This window comes from Hyphomicrobium album, assembly GCF_009708035.1.
In the GTDB taxonomy this organism is placed as follows: Bacteria; Pseudomonadota; Alphaproteobacteria; order Rhizobiales; family Hyphomicrobiaceae; genus Hyphomicrobium_A; species Hyphomicrobium_A album.
Window position 1 is genome coordinate 71,754 of the sequence record NZ_WMBQ01000003.1, and the last position, 18,363, is coordinate 90,116.

16 protein-coding genes are annotated in these 18,363 nt (G+C 62.7%); 11 read left to right on the top strand and 5 right to left on the bottom strand.

Features of this window, described 5'->3' with window-relative positions; all coding sequences use genetic code 11:
* Window positions 1–71: 71 nt before the first annotated feature.
* Both GIW81_RS18675 and GIW81_RS18680 read left to right on the top strand, forming a co-directional pair.
* Entirely contained in the window at window positions 72–1,880 is a 1,809-nt protein-coding gene (locus GIW81_RS18675) for a hypothetical protein (RefSeq protein ID WP_154740928.1), read from the top strand.
* 43 nt (window positions 1,881–1,923) lie between these two features.
* Window positions 1,924–3,609: a GMC family oxidoreductase N-terminal domain-containing protein gene (locus tag GIW81_RS18680; RefSeq protein WP_154740929.1), complete on the top strand. Its 1,686-nt coding sequence runs from the start codon at window positions 1,924–1,926 to the stop codon at window positions 3,607–3,609.
* Window positions 3,610–3,651: 42 nt separating this feature from the next.
* On the opposite strand, the gene GIW81_RS18685 is transcribed toward GIW81_RS18680, so the two are convergent.
* From GIW81_RS18685 to GIW81_RS18700, 4 genes are all read right to left on the bottom strand, one after another.
* Window positions 3,652–4,857 carry an NAD-dependent formate dehydrogenase gene (locus tag GIW81_RS18685; RefSeq protein ID WP_154740930.1) on the bottom strand — a complete coding sequence of 402 codons (1,206 nt, stop codon included), beginning with the start codon at window positions 4,855–4,857 and terminating at the stop codon, window positions 3,652–3,654.
* A 211-nt stretch (window positions 4,858–5,068) separates the two neighbouring features.
* Entirely contained in the window at window positions 5,069–6,010 is a 942-nt protein-coding gene (locus GIW81_RS18690) for an alpha/beta hydrolase (protein WP_154740931.1), read from the bottom strand.
* A 180-nt stretch (window positions 6,011–6,190) separates the two neighbouring features.
* Window positions 6,191–6,580, bottom strand: coding sequence for a hypothetical protein (locus GIW81_RS18695; RefSeq protein ID WP_154740932.1), 390 nt, complete (start codon window positions 6,578–6,580; stop codon window positions 6,191–6,193).
* Between the two features lie 76 nt (window positions 6,581–6,656).
* Window positions 6,657–7,298 carry a hypothetical protein gene (locus GIW81_RS18700; protein WP_154740933.1) on the bottom strand — a complete coding sequence of 214 codons (642 nt, stop codon included), beginning with the start codon at window positions 7,296–7,298 and terminating at the stop codon, window positions 6,657–6,659.
* Between the two features lie 245 nt (window positions 7,299–7,543).
* Between GIW81_RS18700 and GIW81_RS19295 the strand changes: the two genes are divergently transcribed.
* The 8 genes from GIW81_RS19295 to GIW81_RS18735 all read left to right on the top strand — a co-directional run bounded on the left by GIW81_RS19295 (window position 7,544) and on the right by GIW81_RS18735 (window position 17,071).
* Window positions 7,544–7,675 carry a hypothetical protein gene (locus GIW81_RS19295; protein WP_267873871.1) on the top strand — a complete coding sequence of 44 codons (132 nt, stop codon included), beginning with the start codon at window positions 7,544–7,546 and terminating at the stop codon, window positions 7,673–7,675.
* A gap of 140 nt (window positions 7,676–7,815) precedes the next feature.
* On the top strand, window positions 7,816–8,928 hold the full coding sequence (locus GIW81_RS18705) for a THUMP domain-containing class I SAM-dependent RNA methyltransferase (RefSeq protein ID WP_154740934.1): 1,113 nt from the start codon (window positions 7,816–7,818) through the stop codon (window positions 8,926–8,928).
* A gap of 73 nt (window positions 8,929–9,001) precedes the next feature.
* A complete protein-coding gene (locus tag GIW81_RS18710) occupies window positions 9,002–9,466 on the top strand; it encodes an Rrf2 family transcriptional regulator (protein WP_154740935.1) in 465 nt (154 codons plus the stop codon).
* Window positions 9,467–9,505: 39 nt separating this feature from the next.
* Window positions 9,506–10,189: a class I SAM-dependent methyltransferase gene (locus GIW81_RS18715; protein ID WP_154740936.1), complete on the top strand. Its 684-nt coding sequence runs from the start codon at window positions 9,506–9,508 to the stop codon at window positions 10,187–10,189.
* Between the two features lie 511 nt (window positions 10,190–10,700).
* Window positions 10,701–11,780, top strand: coding sequence for an efflux RND transporter periplasmic adaptor subunit (locus GIW81_RS18720; RefSeq protein ID WP_195930707.1), 1,080 nt, complete (start codon window positions 10,701–10,703; stop codon window positions 11,778–11,780).
* On the top strand, window positions 11,777–14,878 hold the full coding sequence (locus tag GIW81_RS18725; RefSeq protein ID WP_154740938.1) for an efflux RND transporter permease subunit: 3,102 nt from the start codon (window positions 11,777–11,779) through the stop codon (window positions 14,876–14,878). Before GIW81_RS18720 ends, GIW81_RS18725 begins: the two co-directional genes overlap by 4 nt.
* Before the next feature lie 193 nt (window positions 14,879–15,071).
* Entirely contained in the window at window positions 15,072–15,797 is a 726-nt protein-coding gene (locus GIW81_RS18730) for a response regulator (RefSeq protein ID WP_154740939.1), read from the top strand.
* Window positions 15,794–17,071, top strand: a complete 1,278-nt coding sequence (locus GIW81_RS18735; RefSeq protein ID WP_154740940.1) for an ATP-binding protein — start codon at window positions 15,794–15,796, stop codon at window positions 17,069–17,071. The genes GIW81_RS18730 and GIW81_RS18735 overlap by 4 nt, the downstream gene beginning before the upstream one ends.
* A gap of 132 nt (window positions 17,072–17,203) precedes the next feature.
* On the opposite strand, the gene GIW81_RS18740 is transcribed toward GIW81_RS18735, so the two are convergent.
* Window positions 17,204–17,704: a hypothetical protein gene (locus GIW81_RS18740; RefSeq protein WP_154740941.1), complete on the bottom strand. Its 501-nt coding sequence runs from the start codon at window positions 17,702–17,704 to the stop codon at window positions 17,204–17,206.
* A 432-nt stretch (window positions 17,705–18,136) separates the two neighbouring features.
* On the opposite strand from GIW81_RS18740, the gene GIW81_RS18925 reads away from it, so the two are divergent.
* The coding region (locus GIW81_RS18925; RefSeq protein WP_210251972.1) for a hypothetical protein at window positions 18,137–18,363 on the top strand (227 nt) is incomplete at its 3' end.

Genomic DNA, 18,363 nt, shown 5'->3' on the forward strand with positions numbered 1-18,363 from the left:
GCGGCGCCGACGCTAATTGATTAGAGCGATGGGAAGGGCGCGGTTCTCAAGAAGCCGGGGGGCGTATGAGGGTGATCCGCAAGACACGCGAAACATTTTGCACGGCCATCGGCCCTACGTTGCTCATCGGCCTCGTCAGTTTATTGCCGCTTTTCCAGGCGGAGGCGAAACCGTTCCGTTGGTCTGCGGAGAGTCAGACCGCGGCGATCGAGGCGGCCACGTCTACAGCCGAGGCGGCGACCGGGCGATTTGCCCAAGCGAACATGCTCCTGGAGCTAGCCCAGGTCCTTAAAGAGGTCGGCCGCGCGGATCGCGTCCCGGGAGTTCTGGAAAAGGTTCGCCCTCTACTTACCCGCGTTGAATTCGGGGAGCCGTATGCCGTCTACGGTCGTGGATTGGTGAGACAGCTCGTCGAGGCCGGGGAGGACGAAGCAGCCGAACATTTCGTGTTGCAGCAAGACGACAAATATCAGCATGATTTTCGGCACGACCTTGGCATGGCGCGAGTGGATCATGACGATCTAGCCGGTGCAGAAAGAGCGGCCAGTCACGTTTCGAAAGAGAACCAAAAAGCGACAATTTGGGCGGCGATTGCCCAGAAGCTCTGTGCTGCGGATCAGCAAGATAAAAGACGTATGGGGCAATCGCTTGCGAGAAGGCTCGAAGGCGTCTCCAAAGCGTTTACCGCGGAACGGGGAAAGCAATACTTTGGTCCTGCACTGCCTTCGGTAAAGGCAATCGCTCGATGCAGCGGCCCGGCCGCTGCGATAGCGTTTGCAAACGATAATCTTCCTGATGTTGAGATCCGCCACACCCTCGATGGGCTAGCGAGCTATTTTGCCCGCTCTGGACAAATGGAGCTGGCGCGCGAACTTGATCCGCCACTGCAGCCGGACAACTTCGACGACCTGCTGAGAGAGGCTTCCCGTTTGATCGAGCGACGGGAATTAGCCGCTGCCCGTGACTTGACTTTGCGCGCGGCCAATATGATCGATAAGTCAGTATCGGAGGATTCGTCGCGGAGTTGGGAGAAAGAGAGGCGACGTCAAGCGCTATTCTCATTTCTTGTAAAGCAGCATTCGTACCAGGATGCTCTCGCGTTGCTACCGTCTCCTCCGCATGGGGGGCAAAGGCAGTACTATATCGAGCTAATAAGGGAGGCATCAGCCCAGGGGCTAATAAGAGAAGTGCCGCCCCAAAAGGATGAGGCCACCATCGCTAAAGTGCTCCCGGCGGCGATGGCGTGTGTTGAAAAGGGGAAAGAAGGTGACGCCCAATATCTCGACTACTTGGCAAGCATAACAATGTTTCTCTTAGAGGCCGAGATGTTGGACTTGGCGCGCATCCCTTACGATGTGCTGAAGGCCACAATGCCGGACAGGCGATTTGCCTCAAATGGATCGGTGGCGCGTGCCAAGGTGATGATGGGAGACGGAGTGGAAACTTGCCGCGAATACGACGAGGCGGGTGCCCTAACTGTCGATCAGCCAGCCTGGAGCGCGTTGACGCTGGCGATAATGATGGGCGATGGCGATAAAACGGCTCCGACACACGAGGAGCTAATGTCGCGTTTGGCCGTTGCCCGAAAAGCTCTTCCAGCTTTGGCTCCAGGGCCGCGCGCCATCTTTTTAAGGTGCTCTATTGATGCTCTGGCCCAATCGGGACAGACGGAAGCAGCGCTGATGTTGCTGAAGGAACTTGAGGTCGAGCCGAGAGATGTCCTGCGGAGCCCCCGCAATATCGCCTTGCAAGCGATCGCGGATGCATATCACAAATCAGGCGACGCCGATGCTGAGCTAGCGATTGCTGTAAAGATAGATGAGCCAAGGAGTCGGTGGCTAATATTGCTACGTTTGCTGAGGTTGCCAGTTAGTCAGTAGCTGCAGTGATGCCGGCCGTGTGGCCGGGAGCAGGGCCCAGGAAATGACCGGACTATCGCGCTCGCTCGAGCATGTTCGCGACCGCTACGACGTAATCGTAGTGGGCTCCGGCTATGGCGGCGGTGTCGCCGCCTCGCGGTTGGCGCGCGCGGGCAAGTCGGTGGCGGTGCTCGAGCGCGGCCGTGAGGTGCTTCCTGGCCAGTTTCCCGCCCGCTTTCCCGATCTGAAGAACGAGATGCAGGTGAGCGGCAAGCGCTTGCGCACAGGACCGTCGTCGGCGCTGTACGACGTGCGGCTCGGCGATGACATGCACGTGCTCGTCGGCTGCGGGCTTGGCGGCGGCTCCCTGATCAATGCGGGGGTGGCGTTGCGACCCGACGCGCGCGTGTTCGCGGATGAGCGTTGGCCCGGCCAGATCGTTCAGGACGGGCTGCTCGAGGAGGGCTTTCGCCGCGCCCGCCAATGGCTCAATCCGCAGAGCGACCCGCGCGCCGGCGACTTTTCCAAGTACCGCACGCTGGAAGCGGCAGGCGAGGCGCTCGGCTACGGCATGGTCGCGCCGACTATCACGGTCAGCTTCGAGCCCAACACCAACGTCGTGGGCATCGAGCAGCCTGGCTGCACGCGGTGCGGGGATTGCTGCGCCGGATGCAATGTCGGCGCCAAGAATTCCGTGGCGATGACCTATCTCCCCGACGCCGCGCGGCATGGCGCCGAGCTGTTTACGCACGCCGGCGTCCGGTACCTCGCCAAGGCCCGCGACGGAGAGTGGGAGGTGCACGTTCGCCGGCTGGACGGCGCGGGCGGTGATCGCGTGCTGCGAACGTCCATGGTCGTGCTCGGCGCCGGCACCCTAGGGACAACGGAAATCCTGCTGCGCTCCCGCGCCAACGGCCTCGCGCTTTCCGATCGCGTCGGCGAACGCTTCTCGGCCAACGGCGACATCATCGCCTTCGGCTACGGCGCGCGCGCACCGGTGAATGCCGTCGGCGTCGGTTTTCCGGCGAAGATCGAAGGTGCCGAGGTCGGCGCCGCGGTCACCGGCCAGCTCGAGATCGACGACGCGATCACGCTGGCGAACGAGCTGCGCGTGCAAGAGGGCGTGCTGCCGTCGGCACTGGCGCCGGTGCTGCCTGTTCTGTTCATCCCCAACGGGCGGCTGCTCGGCGCCCTGCAGAGCCTGATCAGCGGCGTCTACAAAGGCCCGTTCGCCAAGCTGCAAACGTTCTTCGCGGTCTCCCACGACAGTGCGTCTGGGCGCTTCGTGCTCGATGACGACCGCCTGTCGCTCGTGTGGCCGACGGCGAAGGACGAGCCCGTGTACGCGCGCCTCGACGCGATCCTGTCGTCGGTCGTCAACGAGGCGGGCGGCTCGTACGTGAAGAATCCTCTGGCCGGCACGGTCATGGGCCATCAGCCGGCGACGGCGCATCCGCTCGGCGGCGCCGGTATGGGGAGCGAGCGCAGTGAGGGGGCTATCAACCACAAGGGGCAGGTGTTCGACGCCTCTGTGGGGCAAGGCTCGACCGCCGTGCACACGGGGCTCTACGTCGTCGACGGCGCGATGATGCCGCGCTCGCTCGGCGTCAATCCGCTTCTGACGATCACGGCGCTCGCCGAACGCACGCTCATCCACATGCAGCAGGACTATGGTCTCGCATTCGACGCCGCCCCGCTTACCGGCGTGCGGGCGACGCCGCAGGACATGAGCCCGTTTCTCGCCGCATAAAAAAGCGGCCGGACCGCGAAGGTCCGGCCGCGTAAGCTTACGCTAGGCGCTCTTCTTGAAGCGCGCCGCGTCTTCGGAGCCCTTGGTCGCATCGCCGGCGGTATAGGAGTGCGCGCCCGCGCCCGCGAGCTTGCCCTTGTCGACGATGAGATACTCGGTGCGGATCGGCTTGTTGGCGAAATAGCTTTCGAGGATTTCGCGCGTGCCCGCCGCGTAGCGGGCCTGCGCCGAGAGCGAGGAGCCCGAGATGTGCGGGGTCATGCCGTGATGCGGCATGGTGCGCCACGGGTGGTCCTTGGGAGCCGGCTGCGGGAACCAGACGTCGCCCGCGTAGCCTGCGAGCTGTCCGCTTTCCAGCGCCCGCACCACCGCGTCGCGATCGACGATCTTGCCGCGCGCCGTGTTTACGATATACGAGCCGCGCTTCATCTTGGCGATGAGCTTGTCGTCGAATAGGTTCTCGGTCTCGGGATGCAGCGGCGTATTGATGGTCACCACGTCGCAGACCTTCACCAGCGATTCGACGTTGGGATGGAATGTGAGGCCAAGCTCCTGCTCAACCTCGTTGGGCAGGCGGTGCTTGTCGTAGTAGTGCAGCTTGACGTCGAATGGCTTCAAGCGCCGCAGCGCAGCAAGGCCGATGCGGCCAGCTGCTACAGTGCCGATATTCATGCCTTCGAGGTCGTAGGAGCGCTCGACGCAGTCGGCGATGTTCCAGCCGCCCTTGATGACCCATCCGTACGACGGGATATAGTTGCGCACGAGCGCCAGGATCATCATGACGATGTGCTCAGAAACGCTGATCGAATTGCAGTAGGTCACCTCCGCGACCGTGACTCCCTTGTCCATGGCGGCCTGCAGGTCGGTGTGGTCGGAGCCGATGCCGGCGGTGATGATCAGCTTCAGCTTCTTGGCCTTATCGAAGCGCTCCTTGGTCATGTACGCGGGCCAGAACGGCTGCGAGATCACGATCTCAGCGTCGGGAAGTTCCTTTTCGAACGCTGAATTCGGCCCGTCCTTGTCGGAGGTGACGACGAGCGTATGGCCCTGGCTTTCCAGAAACTTGCGGAGGCCGAGCTCGCCCGAGACGCTGCCGAGCAGCTCACCCGGCTTGAAGTCGACGGCCTTTGGGGTCGGCGTCGTCTGGCCGTCGGGATACTTGGTGATCTTGGGAATGTCGTCGCGCGCGTACTCTTTAGGGTAGCCGTCGACGGGATCGTCGTAGAGAACGCAAAGTACCTTTGCCATGAAAGCTTTCCTCCGTATTCAGGGACCGTGAGGAAACGTCTCTAATTGCTGGCGGCCTCTTAGCGTCTGCTGGCTCGAGGCGTTTCCAAACCGTGCGGCGGTCGGTTATCGGCCGGGGCGCGGCGGCAGGACATTGCCTGCCCTAGAGGTAGGCATGGCGGCCCTGCAAACAAGGCATGCATGGGCTGGCACTCGTGACAAACAACGTTGATTATCGGGCCTTAACAACTGTGCCGGGCACTGCAAAGGCGTTGCTGAAGAACGCCAGTTGCTCGCTGCTGGATTTTTCGAACCATTTGCCAAGGTAGATGTCGAAGTGGCCGATGGGCAGCATGATGAGTTGCGCGCGACGGCCCATGCGTGCGCCCGTCTCCACCACCGCCCTGGTTGACGCGACGGTGTCGTGCGCGCAGGCGATCAGCAGCGTGGGGCAAGTGACGTCGCGGGCGTAACGCGACGGACGGTAGAGCGGCAGTGTGAAGAACAGCCGCGCCGCGACCTCGTTGCGCCAACCCGGTGGCACGATGGCCATGCACCCCGCATAGGCATCCTCGGTTGCCATCGCCGCGAGTTCGCCCGGCGGCGCGGCAAGCGGCACGTAGTGGGGGGCCTTCCCGATGCACGCGCGCGCCACATCGAGCAGCGCCGCACCGGCCATGCGCACCGACATCGCGAGCCCGGCTTGCCCGACCGCAATACGCGCGCTGGCGGCGCCGTCGAGCATCGGGCACTGCGCCGAGATGGCGGCGATGCGTTTGTCGCGCGCGGCGACGACGAGCACGTGGCCGCCGGCCAGCGAACAGCCCCACAGGCCGATGCGCTCGGCATCGATACCGGGCGTGGTTCGCGCAAAGCCAATGGCGGCGCGCCAGTCGGCAAGCTGCTGCTCCATGGAAATGAGCTGGCGCGGCTCGCCGTCGCTGTCGCCGAGATGGCGGTAGTCGAACAGCAGCACGCAATAGCCGGCGGCGACAAACCGCTCGGCGTAGGGCGGCAGAGAGGCGTCGCGCGTTCCGCCCAGCCCATGCGCCATGACGATGCACGGCGCCGGCCGCGCCACGTCGGCCGCGGGCTCGTAGAGCCAGGCGCGGCACGTCACGCCGTCGCTCAGGAAGGCGACCTCCCGGCGCAGCGGCGTGGCGGCATGCGGCATGCTTCCCTCGCTCCGGCGTGCCAGGTGGTTCGGGTCGTCCTGTCTACGTTGGTGGCGGCTCATGGGTTACGGCAGTGGACCGGGTTTGGGAGGTTGGACAACCGCCATCGTCCGCACTGTTCCTTAAAGAACAACGCGTCATCCAACGTCGCTTTGCAAGCTTCCGTGCCTGCCCGCGGCCTAGTGGAGGCCTGGCATGGGCTTGCGGATACGCAGCAGATTCACCGGCCGGGCTGAGGTGCCGGCCTGAGGGTCGGATTTGGCCGCCGTCTGGGTGGCGCCGCCGCGGTGGCGCATGGGCCACCATTTGCGCGACGGAGCAATCTGGGTACGGCTGGCTTCCAGGAAGGCGAGCGCGGCCCGTACGTGTCCCACGAACGCCTCGCGGTAGACGTCACCGGAAGCATCTGCATGCAGCTTCAGCCTACGCCAACGGCCACTCCAGGCGCCCGGCAGCAGCCCGATCCAGCGATTGGCGGCCTCGGACTTCCAATAGGTCTCGTCACTCTTTTGGGCCTCGTCCAACGCGACGCGCAACGCCGCGATCACCGCCTCGACATCGGCTGCCATAACGCCCTCCGCACGCAACTGTCCCAGGGCCACTCTAGCGGCTTTGTCGCTTGCGTACACCCTGCGCTGCCGACGGTTACTCGTTGGGGTTGGCCACCACGGCGATGTTCGTGCCGCCGGCCTCCGACGGCGTGAACGCGACCTCGAGATCGTGGATGGTCCCGCAAGCTAAGACCGACCAATTCTCTTTCCAGGGTTTGCCTGCCGCTTCGGGCTTCTCGGCCACTTCCGTGTCGACGACGCGCGACTCCGAGCAATTTCCATCACCGCGGGTGAGCGCCGCCGTCCGCACTATGTTCCCGGCATCGATCTGCAGCTGCGGATCGGTGAGCGTAGTTCCCGGCGCCATCGGCACGGCTTGGAACTTCCCGTCCTTGTTGAGCAGCATGAGGATGGCGCGGTGCTGTTCCTTCTCGCAGTCGACGCGATAGCGCTCAATCCACATCACGTCGCGCGGGTCGACCTGGTAGGGATAGACGTCACGCAGGACAAATTGCGGCTCGTCCCCGCAACCCTGCTCGGGGGTGAGGCTCGCCTTGATCATTTCGGCGCGCGTGTCGGTCAATTCGTCGGAGAATGCTCGCTCGGCCACTTTCTCTCCATAAGCGGAGGCCAGTTCGCCGGACTCTGCTTCTATGTAATCGGGTGCGGCCGATGCGGCGCAGTGGGTCACGGTCAACAGGACGGACGCCAGCGCGCCGCGGCAAAAGAAACGCATCGAAATCTCCGGACCGGCGCGATTGTTTAACGGCGCGCCGCTGCAATCCGACCAATCCTAGCAAATCGCCCCGCCATCCAGCATGCGGAATCGCGGGCGCCAGAATGCACTGCTGTCGCCGCATTGTTCGCACGGCGCAAACATGCCGTTGGGCAAGCTCCGGCTTATTCGGCGAGGGAGCCAAGGCGACATGCGGTCATGCCTGGCAATGGTGCCGGGCAAGATCTCGTTCTAGGAGAACGCACATGAAAGTCCTTGCTGGTCTCATGCTCGTGGTGGCTTTGGTTGGCGGCGCGGCGAGCGCCTATGCCGGCGGCAACGCCGACGACTGCCACTCCATCTCGGATTCGGTGTACGGTTCCTGGGGCTGCCGCTAACGCGACCTCATGACAACCATTCCGGGCGTCGCTTGAGGACCGCCGATGCGGACCTTCAAGCGACGCCAGTCTTTTTGGGGTGGCAAACCGCGGCGGCGAAACATGTCGAACAGGCCGCGAGTTCGCGATATGCAGGCCGGATGACGGCAGCCGGCGATTTCGAAATTTTTCTCGTGGCCAATCCTGGCTTGGAGGGCCCCCTTTGTGCCGAGGCGCGGGCCAAGGGCTTCAAGGCCAAGTCGATCCCCGGCGGCGTCACCGTCAAGGGCGGCTGGCCGGAGGTCTGGCGGGCGAACCTCGAGATCCGCGGCGCCAGCCGCGTGCTCGCGCGCATCGACACGTTCCGCACCCAACACCTCGCTCAGCTCGACAGGCGGGCGCGCCACGTTCCCTGGGGCAACGTGCTCCGTCGCGATGTGCCGTTTCGCGTCGACGTAGCCTGCAAGAGCTCGAAGATCTACCACTCGGGCGCCGCGGCACAGCGTATCGAGCGGGCGATCACGGAGGAGCTCGGCGCGCCGATGTCCGCCGAGGCCGAGATCTGCATCAAGGCGCGCATCGAGAACGACGTCTGCACCGTTGCGGTCGATACCTCCGGCGAGCTGCTGCACAAGCGCGGCCACAAGCAGGCCGTTGCCAAGGCGCCGATGCGCGAGACGATGGCGTCGCTGTTCCTCCGCCAGTGCGGATTCGACGGCATCGAACCCGTCGTCGATCCGATGTGCGGATCAGGGACGTTCGTCATCGAGGCGGCGGAGATAGCCGCGGGCCTGCAGCCGGGCCGCGCCCGCCACTTCGCGTTCGAGCAACTGGCAACCTTCGACGCTGCGGCATGGGAGCGTATGCGCGCGTGCGCAGTCGCCACGACGCCGTCGGTACGGTTCTATGGCAGCGATCTCGACGCCGGCGCCGTCCGCATGAGCCGCGCCAACGCCGAGCGCGCCGGCGTGACGGGCTTCACCACGTTCGAAGAGCGCGCGGTGGAGGACCTCGTCCGGCCGGACGGACCGCCCGGCATCGTCATCATCAACCCGCCTTACGGCGACCGCATCGGCGATAAGGGGCGGTTGCGCGCTCTCTACCGCGCGCTCGGGCACACTTTGTTGACGCGCTTTTCGGGCTGGCGTGTGGGCCTCATCACCAACGAGGCGCAGCTCGCGCAGGCAACCGGCCTGCCCTTCTCGCTGACTGCCGCGCCGGTGTCGCATGGCGGGCTGTGGGTCACGTTGTTCCGGACCGGTCCGCTGCCGTGACCGGCACTCGCGCGTGCCAGACGACGACGACGCCCATTGACACATCCGTCCGCCATGTAACATAAATAGTTACATGAGACGAGACAGCCGTTTATCGGGCGTGTTGCACGTGCTGCTACACATGGCGGAGCACGACGGCGCCATGACGTCGGAAGTTCTGGCCAAGGCGATGCAGACCAACCCGGTCGTCATTCGCCGCATCATGGCTGGCCTGCGCGAGCATGGATTCGTCGAGTCGGAAAAGGGGCACGGCGGCGGGTGGCGCATCGCCTGCGATTTCTCGAAGGTAACGCTGCGCGACATCCATGCGGCTATCGGGCATCCCTCGCCCATCGCGCTGGCCAACCGGACGGAGGCACCCGACTGCCTCGTCGAGCAAGCCGTCAATGCCGCCCTCAACCATGCATTCCGCGACGCAGAGAAATTGCTGCTGGCGCGGCTGGGTGAGGTGACGCTGGCAAAGCTGAGCGCCGACTTCCACCGGCGTCTGAAGCGCCGTGGCGGATCGCACCAACTGGAGACCGTGCATGCGAAGTGAGACGTTGCCTCTTCCCCGCAGCACTTCTGGGATTGGACCATGAGCGAGCTGCTGGCGCCCTTCTCGGACCCGGAAGCCGTTGCGCGCTATGCCGAAGGTCCGCCGCGGTTCGTGCCGGGCTTCGCCGACTTGCACCGAATGGCCGCGCTGCTTCTGGCGGAGCGAGCTCCCGACGATGCCCGGGTGCTCGTCCTGGGGGCGGGCGGCGGACTGGAGCTGAAGGCGTTTGCCGACGCCCAACCGCGTTGGACTTTCGACGGCGTCGATCCGGCGGCGGAGATGCTGAAGCAAGCGAGCCGGACGCTCGGGTCCCGCGCTGAACGTGTGCGCCTGCATGAGGGCTACATCGACGATGCACCGGAGGGCCCATTCGATGCAGCCGCCTGCCTGCTCACTCTGCATTTCCTCGACTGCGACGAGCGCCTGCGCACCGCGCGTGAGATTAGGCGCCGCCTAAAACCCGGCGCGCCGTTCGTGGCGGCACACTCCAGCTTTCCGCAGCACGAGGGAGCGCGCGCGCTTTGGCTGTCGCGCTACGCCGCCTTCGCCTTAGGGGCTGGTGCCGATCGCGAGCAGGTCGAGAAAATGCGCGCCGCCGTCGAGGCGCATCTCAACCTGTTGAGCCCGGAACGCGATGAAGAGCTTCTGCGGGAGGCGGGCTTCTCAGAGGTAACTCTCTTCTACGCCGCCTTCACCTGGCGCGGCTGGGTGGCCTACGCCTGATTGCGCCGTGTGCACACGCGCGAAGCGGACCCGGCGCGAACGGCGGGATTGGTGCGCGAGTGACTGAAGGAATTGGTGGAGCCGAGGATCCGAGCCTTTCTTTGCCACCGCTGAAGAAAAGAAAATTGAACCAATACCTTGGTGGCGCCACCCACAGAAACGTTCCGACATGAAATCCCGTCGCGCAGCAATGTTCAGACCTAATTGAACGTAATGGCGCAATGATTGACCCGCACGCTGAGGTCTCCACCTGTTGGAGACCCGAGACATGTTGTCAGATCAGGATCGCCGCCTGCTGGTTCGACCCGCATCCGCGCAAATAGAAACCGGCTCCACGAGTTCTCAGCTCCACAATTTGCTGGAGTGTAACACGTCAGGGCATTGATCGGTCAGCGAGCGAGCGAGCCCGCCCTTGCGCGCCAACCGTACGGCGGCGCCCCCACTCGCCGCCCAATTCTCCAACGCTAGAGTTGAGGTCGCCACTATGCCGGCACTTATACGCGTCGGGACATTGCTGTCGTTCACTTTCCCGCTGATCGTGACTTGGCTGACCGTGGCCTACGCGGCAGATCGCGGTGATGACCGCAGGCTTCTTCTCACAGTCACCGTCGACACGGTACGAGAGAGCCAGATTGATAGCGTGATCGTGGGAACTGGTACGGTCGCCGCATGGCGGGAAATGCCGATCAGCTCCGAAGCCAACGGACTGGCGATCGTCGATATCCGCGCCGATGAAGGAGACAAGGTCGAGAAGGGCGACGTCCTGGCGCGCCTCAATCAAAGTCTTCTCCTGGCGCAGATCGATCAGAATAGCGCAGCCGTCGCCGAGGCCGAGGCCAGCTTTGCCAATGCGGTGTCCGACGAGAAACGGGCGCATGCCGTCCCCAGTGGGGTCATGAGCCAGCAAACGATCGAGCAGCGGGAAACGCTGGTCAAGACCACCACGGCAAAGCTCGCCTCGGCGCGGGCGATCCTGGCGGAAACAAAATCGAAATTGGCTCAAACAGAAATCGTGGCGCCGACGAACGCCATTGTGGCAACCCGCAGCGCCACCCTCGGGCAAGTCGTGCAAACGGGAACCGAGCTGTTCCGCCTCATCCAGGACGGGCGCATCGAAGTGAATGCACTGGTGCCGGAAGCTGACATATTCAAGATCCGCCCGCAGCAGTCCGCGCACGTCATTGATCCGATGGGGCGTGTATCGCCCGCCTCCGTGCGGCTCGTGGCGCCGGTGGTCGACGCGAATTCCCGCCTGGGCACGGTGCGCGTTGCACTGCCCGCGGCTACAGAATTGAAGCCCGGCATGTTCGTCCGCGTCGAAATCGAGGCTGGCGGCACAGCAGCTCTGACGGTCTCGCTCAAAGCGCTCGTCTGGCGCGACGGAAAGGCAGCCGTATTCACTGTGAGCGACGACGGAACCGCGGTTCTCAAGACAATCACGGTCGGGCGTAAGACCAGCTCGGCTGTCGAGGTCGTCCAGGGTCTGGCTGCAGGCGAGCGCATCGTTGTCGAAGGCGCGGGGCTTTTAATCGATGGCGAGAAGGTCCGTGCCGAAGTTGCGTCCGCTCAATCGCTCAATCGAACACCATGAGCCAGATTTCTGCCTGGGCCATCCGCAATCCGGTACCCACCATCATCTTGTTCCTGTTCCTGTCACTCGCGGGAGCCGTGAGCTTCTCAAAGCTGCGCATCAACGACATGCCGGATATCGATATTCCGGCGGTCACCGTCAGTGTCATCAGGACCGGCGCCGCGCCGACGGAGATGGAGACACAGGTCACGCGCATCGTCGAGGACAGCGTCTCCGGCCTTGGCAAGGTCGAGCACATCCGCTCCACGGTCAACGAGGGCATCTCTACGACCAGCATTGAGTTTTCCCTAGGGACCAACATCGACCGCGCGACTGATGATGTTCGCAACGCGGTGGAATCGATCCGCCCCAACTTGCCGGCAGACGTTCTGGAACCGACGGTGCAGCGGGTCGACGCAACTGGTCAGGCAATTCTGACGTTTGTCGTCGACGCCCCCGAGATAGGCCCCGATGACCTTAGCTGGTTCATCGACAACGACGTGGCGAAAGCCGTGCTGTCGGTCCGAGGCGTCTCCAAGATCGAGCGAGCTGGCGGCGTCAAGGAGGAGATTCGCGTCCGGCTCGATCCCGATCGGCTGCTGGCTCTCGGCATCACTGCGGCTGAAGTCTCCGAGCAGCTGAAGGCGCAGAACGTCAACCAGCCGGGCGGGCGCATGACGCTCGCGCACGGTGAGCAGGCGATCAGAACTCTTGGCAGCGCCATGGATGTCGAGACACTTGCGCAAACGCGATTGCTCTTGAAGGGCAGACGCTCAGTGAAGCTGTCGGAGCTGGGCGCTATAGAAAGGTCGTGGGCGGAGCCCCGCCAACGCGCGCGTCTCGACGACAGGGAGGTGATCGGCTTCAGCGTTTACCGCTCGGTAGGCTCAGGCGAGGTCGGTGTGACCAAGGCTGTCAGAGCAAAAGTGGCGGCGTTCGCCGCCGAGCACCCCCAAGTTGCCATCCGCGAAGTGACCTCTTCGACCGATGAGGTTCTCGAGGGATACGCCGCGGCGATTGAGGCTCTCCTCGTCGGTGCGGCGCTCGCCATCGTCGTGGTCTGGCTATTCCTGCGTGACTTGCGCGCCACCCTGATTTCCAGCGTCGCCCTACCGCTTTCCTTGCTGCCCACATTCGGCGTCATGTACCTGCTCAACGAGTCGTTGAACACCATCACGCTACTCGGCATCGCACTCGTGGTCGGCATTCTAGTCGACGACGCCATCGTCGAGATTGAGAACATCGTCCGCCACATGCGTCAATCGGGCAATAGTGCCTACGAAGCTGCTATGGAAGCCGCCGACGAAATTGGACTTGCAGTGGTTGCGACGACATTTTCCATCATCGCTGTCTTCATGCCGGTGGGCTTGATGCCGGGAATTGCCGGTCAAATCTTCAAGGCGTTCGCCATCGCTGTCTGCACGTCCGTGTTCTTCTCGCTCGTCGTTGCACGCATGCTGACGCCTCTGATGGGGGCCTATTTGATGAAGCCGCACGGAACGCAGGACGACGAAGCGTTCTGGGCCCCGGCTTATATTCGCGTTCTCGGCTGGACGTTGCGATGGCGATGGCTGACGGTCTTTGCCGGCATCGCCTTCTTCGTCGGCTCCATGAGCCTGGCCGGTCTGCTGCCGACCGACTTCATACCCGCGTCCGATAAAGGACGCTCCGTTCTTGCCATTGAACTTGCGCCTGGCGCCAGCCTCGCGGACACGGACGCCGCCGCAAGGAGGGCCATCGACATCCTCAAAGCGCGGCCGGAGGTCATGTCAGTTTACACGGCGTTGGGAACGCAAGCTGCGTCGTCGGGATCCATTGGACCGGAAAGTTCCTCAGCGGAGGTGCGGAAGGCAACCCTGACGGTGAACCTGAAGCCGCGCGACGAACGGGCGCTCACGCAGCAGCAGTTTGAAGCATCCGTGGCGCCCCAACTTGCCGTGGTGCCGGGCGCGCGGGTGCGCTTCGGTGCCGATGGCAGGTCCGGCGCCAAGGTTCAGGTCACGCTCAGAAGTGACGACGCGGACATGCTGTCGCGAACCGTGTCTTCTCTCACGCGCGAGATGCAGGCAACGCCCGGTTTTCAGAACGCCGGCTCAACGGCCAGCCTTGCACGTCCCGAAATGCAGATTACGCTCAAACCCGACAAGGCGGCCACGCTCGGTATTTCAACCGAGACCGTAGCTCAAACAGTCAACATCGCTACCCTCGGCGATGCCGATCAGAACCTGCCGAAGTTCAACCTCCAGGACCGCCAGATTTCCATCCGCGTCATGCTTGACGACGGTGCGAGGTCCGATCTCGCACGGATACTGAGCTTGCAGGTGCCAACATCGACCGGAACCGTGCCGCTCTCTTCCGTCGCCGACATCGCGCTCGGTGCAGGTCCCAACCAGATCGACCGCGTCGACCGCAGCCGTAGTGCTACGGTCGAGGCCGAGCTCGTGGGCTTGACCACCGGTCAAGCCGAGGACCTCGTTTCCAATCTTCCGTCGATCAGGGCACTTCCGCCTGGAGTGACGCGCCAAGCCGCGGGCGACGCGGAACCCATGGAGGAGTTGTTCAGTGGCTTCTTCCTCGCCATAGGTTCCGGCATTGTCTTGCTGTTGTTCGTTATCGCCCTTTTGTTCAACAACTTCATTCAACCGGTTACGATCCTGACCGCGCTGCCGCTATCGCTCGGTGGTGCATTCGGGCTGATGGTGGTAACCGGCTCATCGCTGTCCATGCCGGCCCTCATCGGCGTACTCATGCTGATGGGCGTAGCCGCCAAAAACTCGATCCTGCTCGTCGAATACGCAATCACGGCGCGGAGCAAGCAAGGCCTCGAGCGAACCGCGGCGCTGGTCGACGCGGCGCGTAAGCGCGCGCGGCCCATTGTCATGACCACGGTCGCGATGGGAGCAGGAATGATGCCCCTCGCGCTTGGAATTGGCGCCGATGCCGAATTTCGCGCCCCGATGGCAATCGCCGTGATTGGCGGCCTTTTGAGTTCGACGGCCCTCAGTCTCATCTACGTTCCTGCGGTCTTTACCGTCATGGATGATCTCGAGCTGTGGGCGCGCAGGACCTTTGGAGCGCTCATTCAAACTCCACAGCCTGACCTGACGAAGGCGCGTTAGCCAAACGAAGTATCAGGCTTTGGCAATCTCGTGGCCGCCGGCCCTATATGTCCCAACGTTTCTGTCCGGCTTTTTTTGTGTCGAAACGTGTCTCGGTGGGCTGCAGATAGCCTTTGCCACAAAAAAGTTCCCCCTTCCCACTACGGCGAAGCTACATCAGCCTCGATAAAACATAGATCGTTCACAGCTGGCCATGAGCGCGCATCCGCAAGTTCTCGTCGTCGATGACGATACCGAAATACGTAAACTCATCGCCCGCTACATGCAGGAGCAAGGTTTTCGCGTTCAGCTCGCATCAAAGTGCGCGGAAGTGCACGAGAGGATTCTGACCAATCAGATCGATCTCATCATCCTTGACGTGATGCTTCCCGACGGGTCGGGACTGGATCTCTGTCGCGATCTGCGAGCGGCGCGATCGAACATACCGATCATCCTGCTCACCGCCTTGAAGGAGGATGTCGACCGGATCATTGGTCTCGAAATCGGTGCTGACGACTACCTCGGCAAGCCCTTCAATCCCCGCGAGCTTGTAGCCCGGATTCGCGCAGTCCTTCGTCGAGGACCGAAGACCGGCCCTGAGGCTCGCGACATGGCCTTCTACCAGTTTGATGGCTTCGTGGCCGATCCGTCCGCCCGCTCGGTGACTGACCCCAACGGCAGAGATGTTCCGCTTACCGGTGCCGAATTTGACCTGCTCATAACATTTCTCGACCGACCGGGCCGCGTGCTCTCCCGCGATCAGCTCCTCGATCTGACGCGTGGAGGTGACGGCGAAGTTCTGGACCGCTCGATCGACGTACTGATGAGCCGACTGCGGCGCAAGCTGTCGGAGGGCGGTGCAGATCAGATCTTCAAGACGATTCGCAACGGTGGCTACCAACTTGCCGCCAAGGTCCATGTTCCGGATAGGCCGAGATGAATACGCTGCGGGCGAAGATCGCCTTGCTTCTTGTGGTTTCGATCGTCTCGGTTGTCGCGTTGATCACGCTCGCGATGCTGTACGTCTTTTCGACACCCATGGATGACCAAGTCGACTTGCTCGCCAAGCAGCTCATCATAATGGAGCGCCTCGCGAAGCAAAATCCCGATGCCGGGTTTCTGGCGCACCGACCCGACGCAGGTGCGCCGGACGAGGATCAAACGGAGAAGATCCGCTCTGCCACTGTGCGGCTTGGGGCGACCCTCGACATCACCGTGACACACAAGACAGACGACATCCGATTTCGCATCGCATCGGTACGTGCCGGCCCTCGCAGCTGGATCTTGGTGGACTTTGATCCATCCTCAGATCCCGAATTTTGGATGTGGTTTGCACTCATCACAATCGGTGTGGGATCCATTGCGGTGTTCGCCGCCAATCGTATGATCAGGCCTCTGGCGCTCCTCGAAAGCGCGGCAGAGTCGGTCAGCCCCGACGGCATCCTCCCGGCGCTCGCCGAACGAGGGCCGGCGGAGGTACGCGCGACCGCAGCCGCGATCAACTCGCTTGCCTCTCGCTTGAAGCGCGCGATCGAAAGCAGGATGCGGCTTGTCGCGGCTGCCGGTCATGACTTTCGCACCCCCCTGACACGCATGAGACTGCGCGCCGAGTTTGTCGCCGACGAAGAGGAGCGAGCACTATGGCTCAAGGACATTGACGAGTTGGAGCGCATTGCCGACAGCGCCATACAGCTCGTCCGCGAGGAAACCACGACGACATCGCCGGAGGTCATTCGGGTGGATGACCTGGTCAGGAGCGTCGTAGCGGAGTTGCAGGATCAGAAGTTTGCGATCGAGGTGACCGATACCCGCGAAGCCTACGTCAAAGCCAGCCGACTCGCTTTGAGCCGCGCGTTGCGGAATCTCTTCATCAACGCCGCAACCCATGGCGTGCGTGCCATTGTAACCGTAACGGGAGGTCCATTGGCACGGATTACTATTTCCGATCATGGACCGGGCATCGCACCAGATGTGTTGGACCAGGTGTTCGAGCCGTTCTTCCGTGCCGACAGGGCGCGTAGCCAGAAAGTTCCTGGTGCCGGGCTCGGCCTTACGATCTCCCGCGAAATCATCCGCAGGGACGGCGGGGAAATTAGGATCGCCAATCGACCGGGCGGTGGGTTGGTTCAAGTTGTCGAGTTGCCCAGTGTCCTTCCCTTCGCGGTTGCTGGCGTGAGCGTTACCGGGGCGATGTCTGCCACTATGAAGCGCTGATCTGCGTCTGCTTGCCCATGTGCGTTCTGCTGGGTTCGTATCGTGTACCCGACAGGATTCGAGCCCAAGCAGTCCTCTCCCCCGCAGCAGACATTGGGCTGCGGACGTGATGGGCGGCTATCAAACGTGATTTCATCGCGCCGTGGGTGACGTTTGCCCTTTTTGGTCACTCGCGTTGCGGCTGAGCGCGACGCTGACGGTCTTAAAGCCGACGCCTTGCGTCGTGATGGATACGGTTTGTTGTCCGCTGTCTTGAATCACCTGCATCGTGGCGGTGAAACCGGCTCCGTCGATCGAAAACGTAATTTGCTGATCCGTCGCTTGGCCGGTGACGGTTCCGCTGGCGTTGTAGGTTCGCTCCTCCCAGGTCCCGGTCAAATTGGATCCTTGCGCTACTAGCTGAGCCCGCAACTCGATCTTCTGGGAAGGGCTAGCGCAGCGCAGGGCGATACTGAGCCGGTTGGCCTGACCCGCGGTCGTGTAGTAGGCCTTGCACACGAGTGCCTCTGATGCGCCCTCGGTGAATTCAATGCGCCCGGGCCCCATCCAAAAGCCCGACATTGAACCGAACACGTCCTGGGGGGCCGCGCCAGCGAACTGGAGGCTTCCAGCCAAGAAAACAATGACACCCAATGGGCCCGCGGGTCTGCGATGAGTCATGTTCGCCTCGGGGTTGAGAAATAAAACATTCCGTAACGCGACGAACGAAATCGAGTTCTTCGGTGAGCATGAATGCTTCAATCGTCGCCATCGGAGGCAAAAGAACCAGAGCCCTGTTTGTAAGATTCAATCGTTGCTGCCATTTGGCGTTATGTGTCGTAGCAATGCTGGTCCTTTGAGATTTGTATCGAAACGTTGCTCGCGCGTTTTTCGTCGTGGGCCGTTAGCGCCAACCCACTGTTTCAACAACGCCGGTGTGTCGCTTACGCGCAAGCCGAATGGACAGCTCGGAACGGCCGGCGAAGGAGACAGGCCTGCAGATTGAGAGCCGCTAGGCGGCAAAGAGATAAAGAATTGGCACCATCCGAGGATCGGTCGGGGGCTTTTAAGGCCAAGCATTCGAACATGATCGATGCCGCCGCGGCCCCGATCCAGCTGCAATGCGCCGAACGCTGCCCGCAAACTCTCCTTATTGGAGCAATGTTGCGACACATTGAGAAAAACCGGAGCAACACGACAAAGCTAGTTTGCCTGCGCAGGGGAACGCGGGGAACGGTCGATGGGATTTCACGCGTGGGGATTTTCGTCAGCACCGATCTCCAGGATCTGTTCGTGGCTCGGCCTCTTCCTCT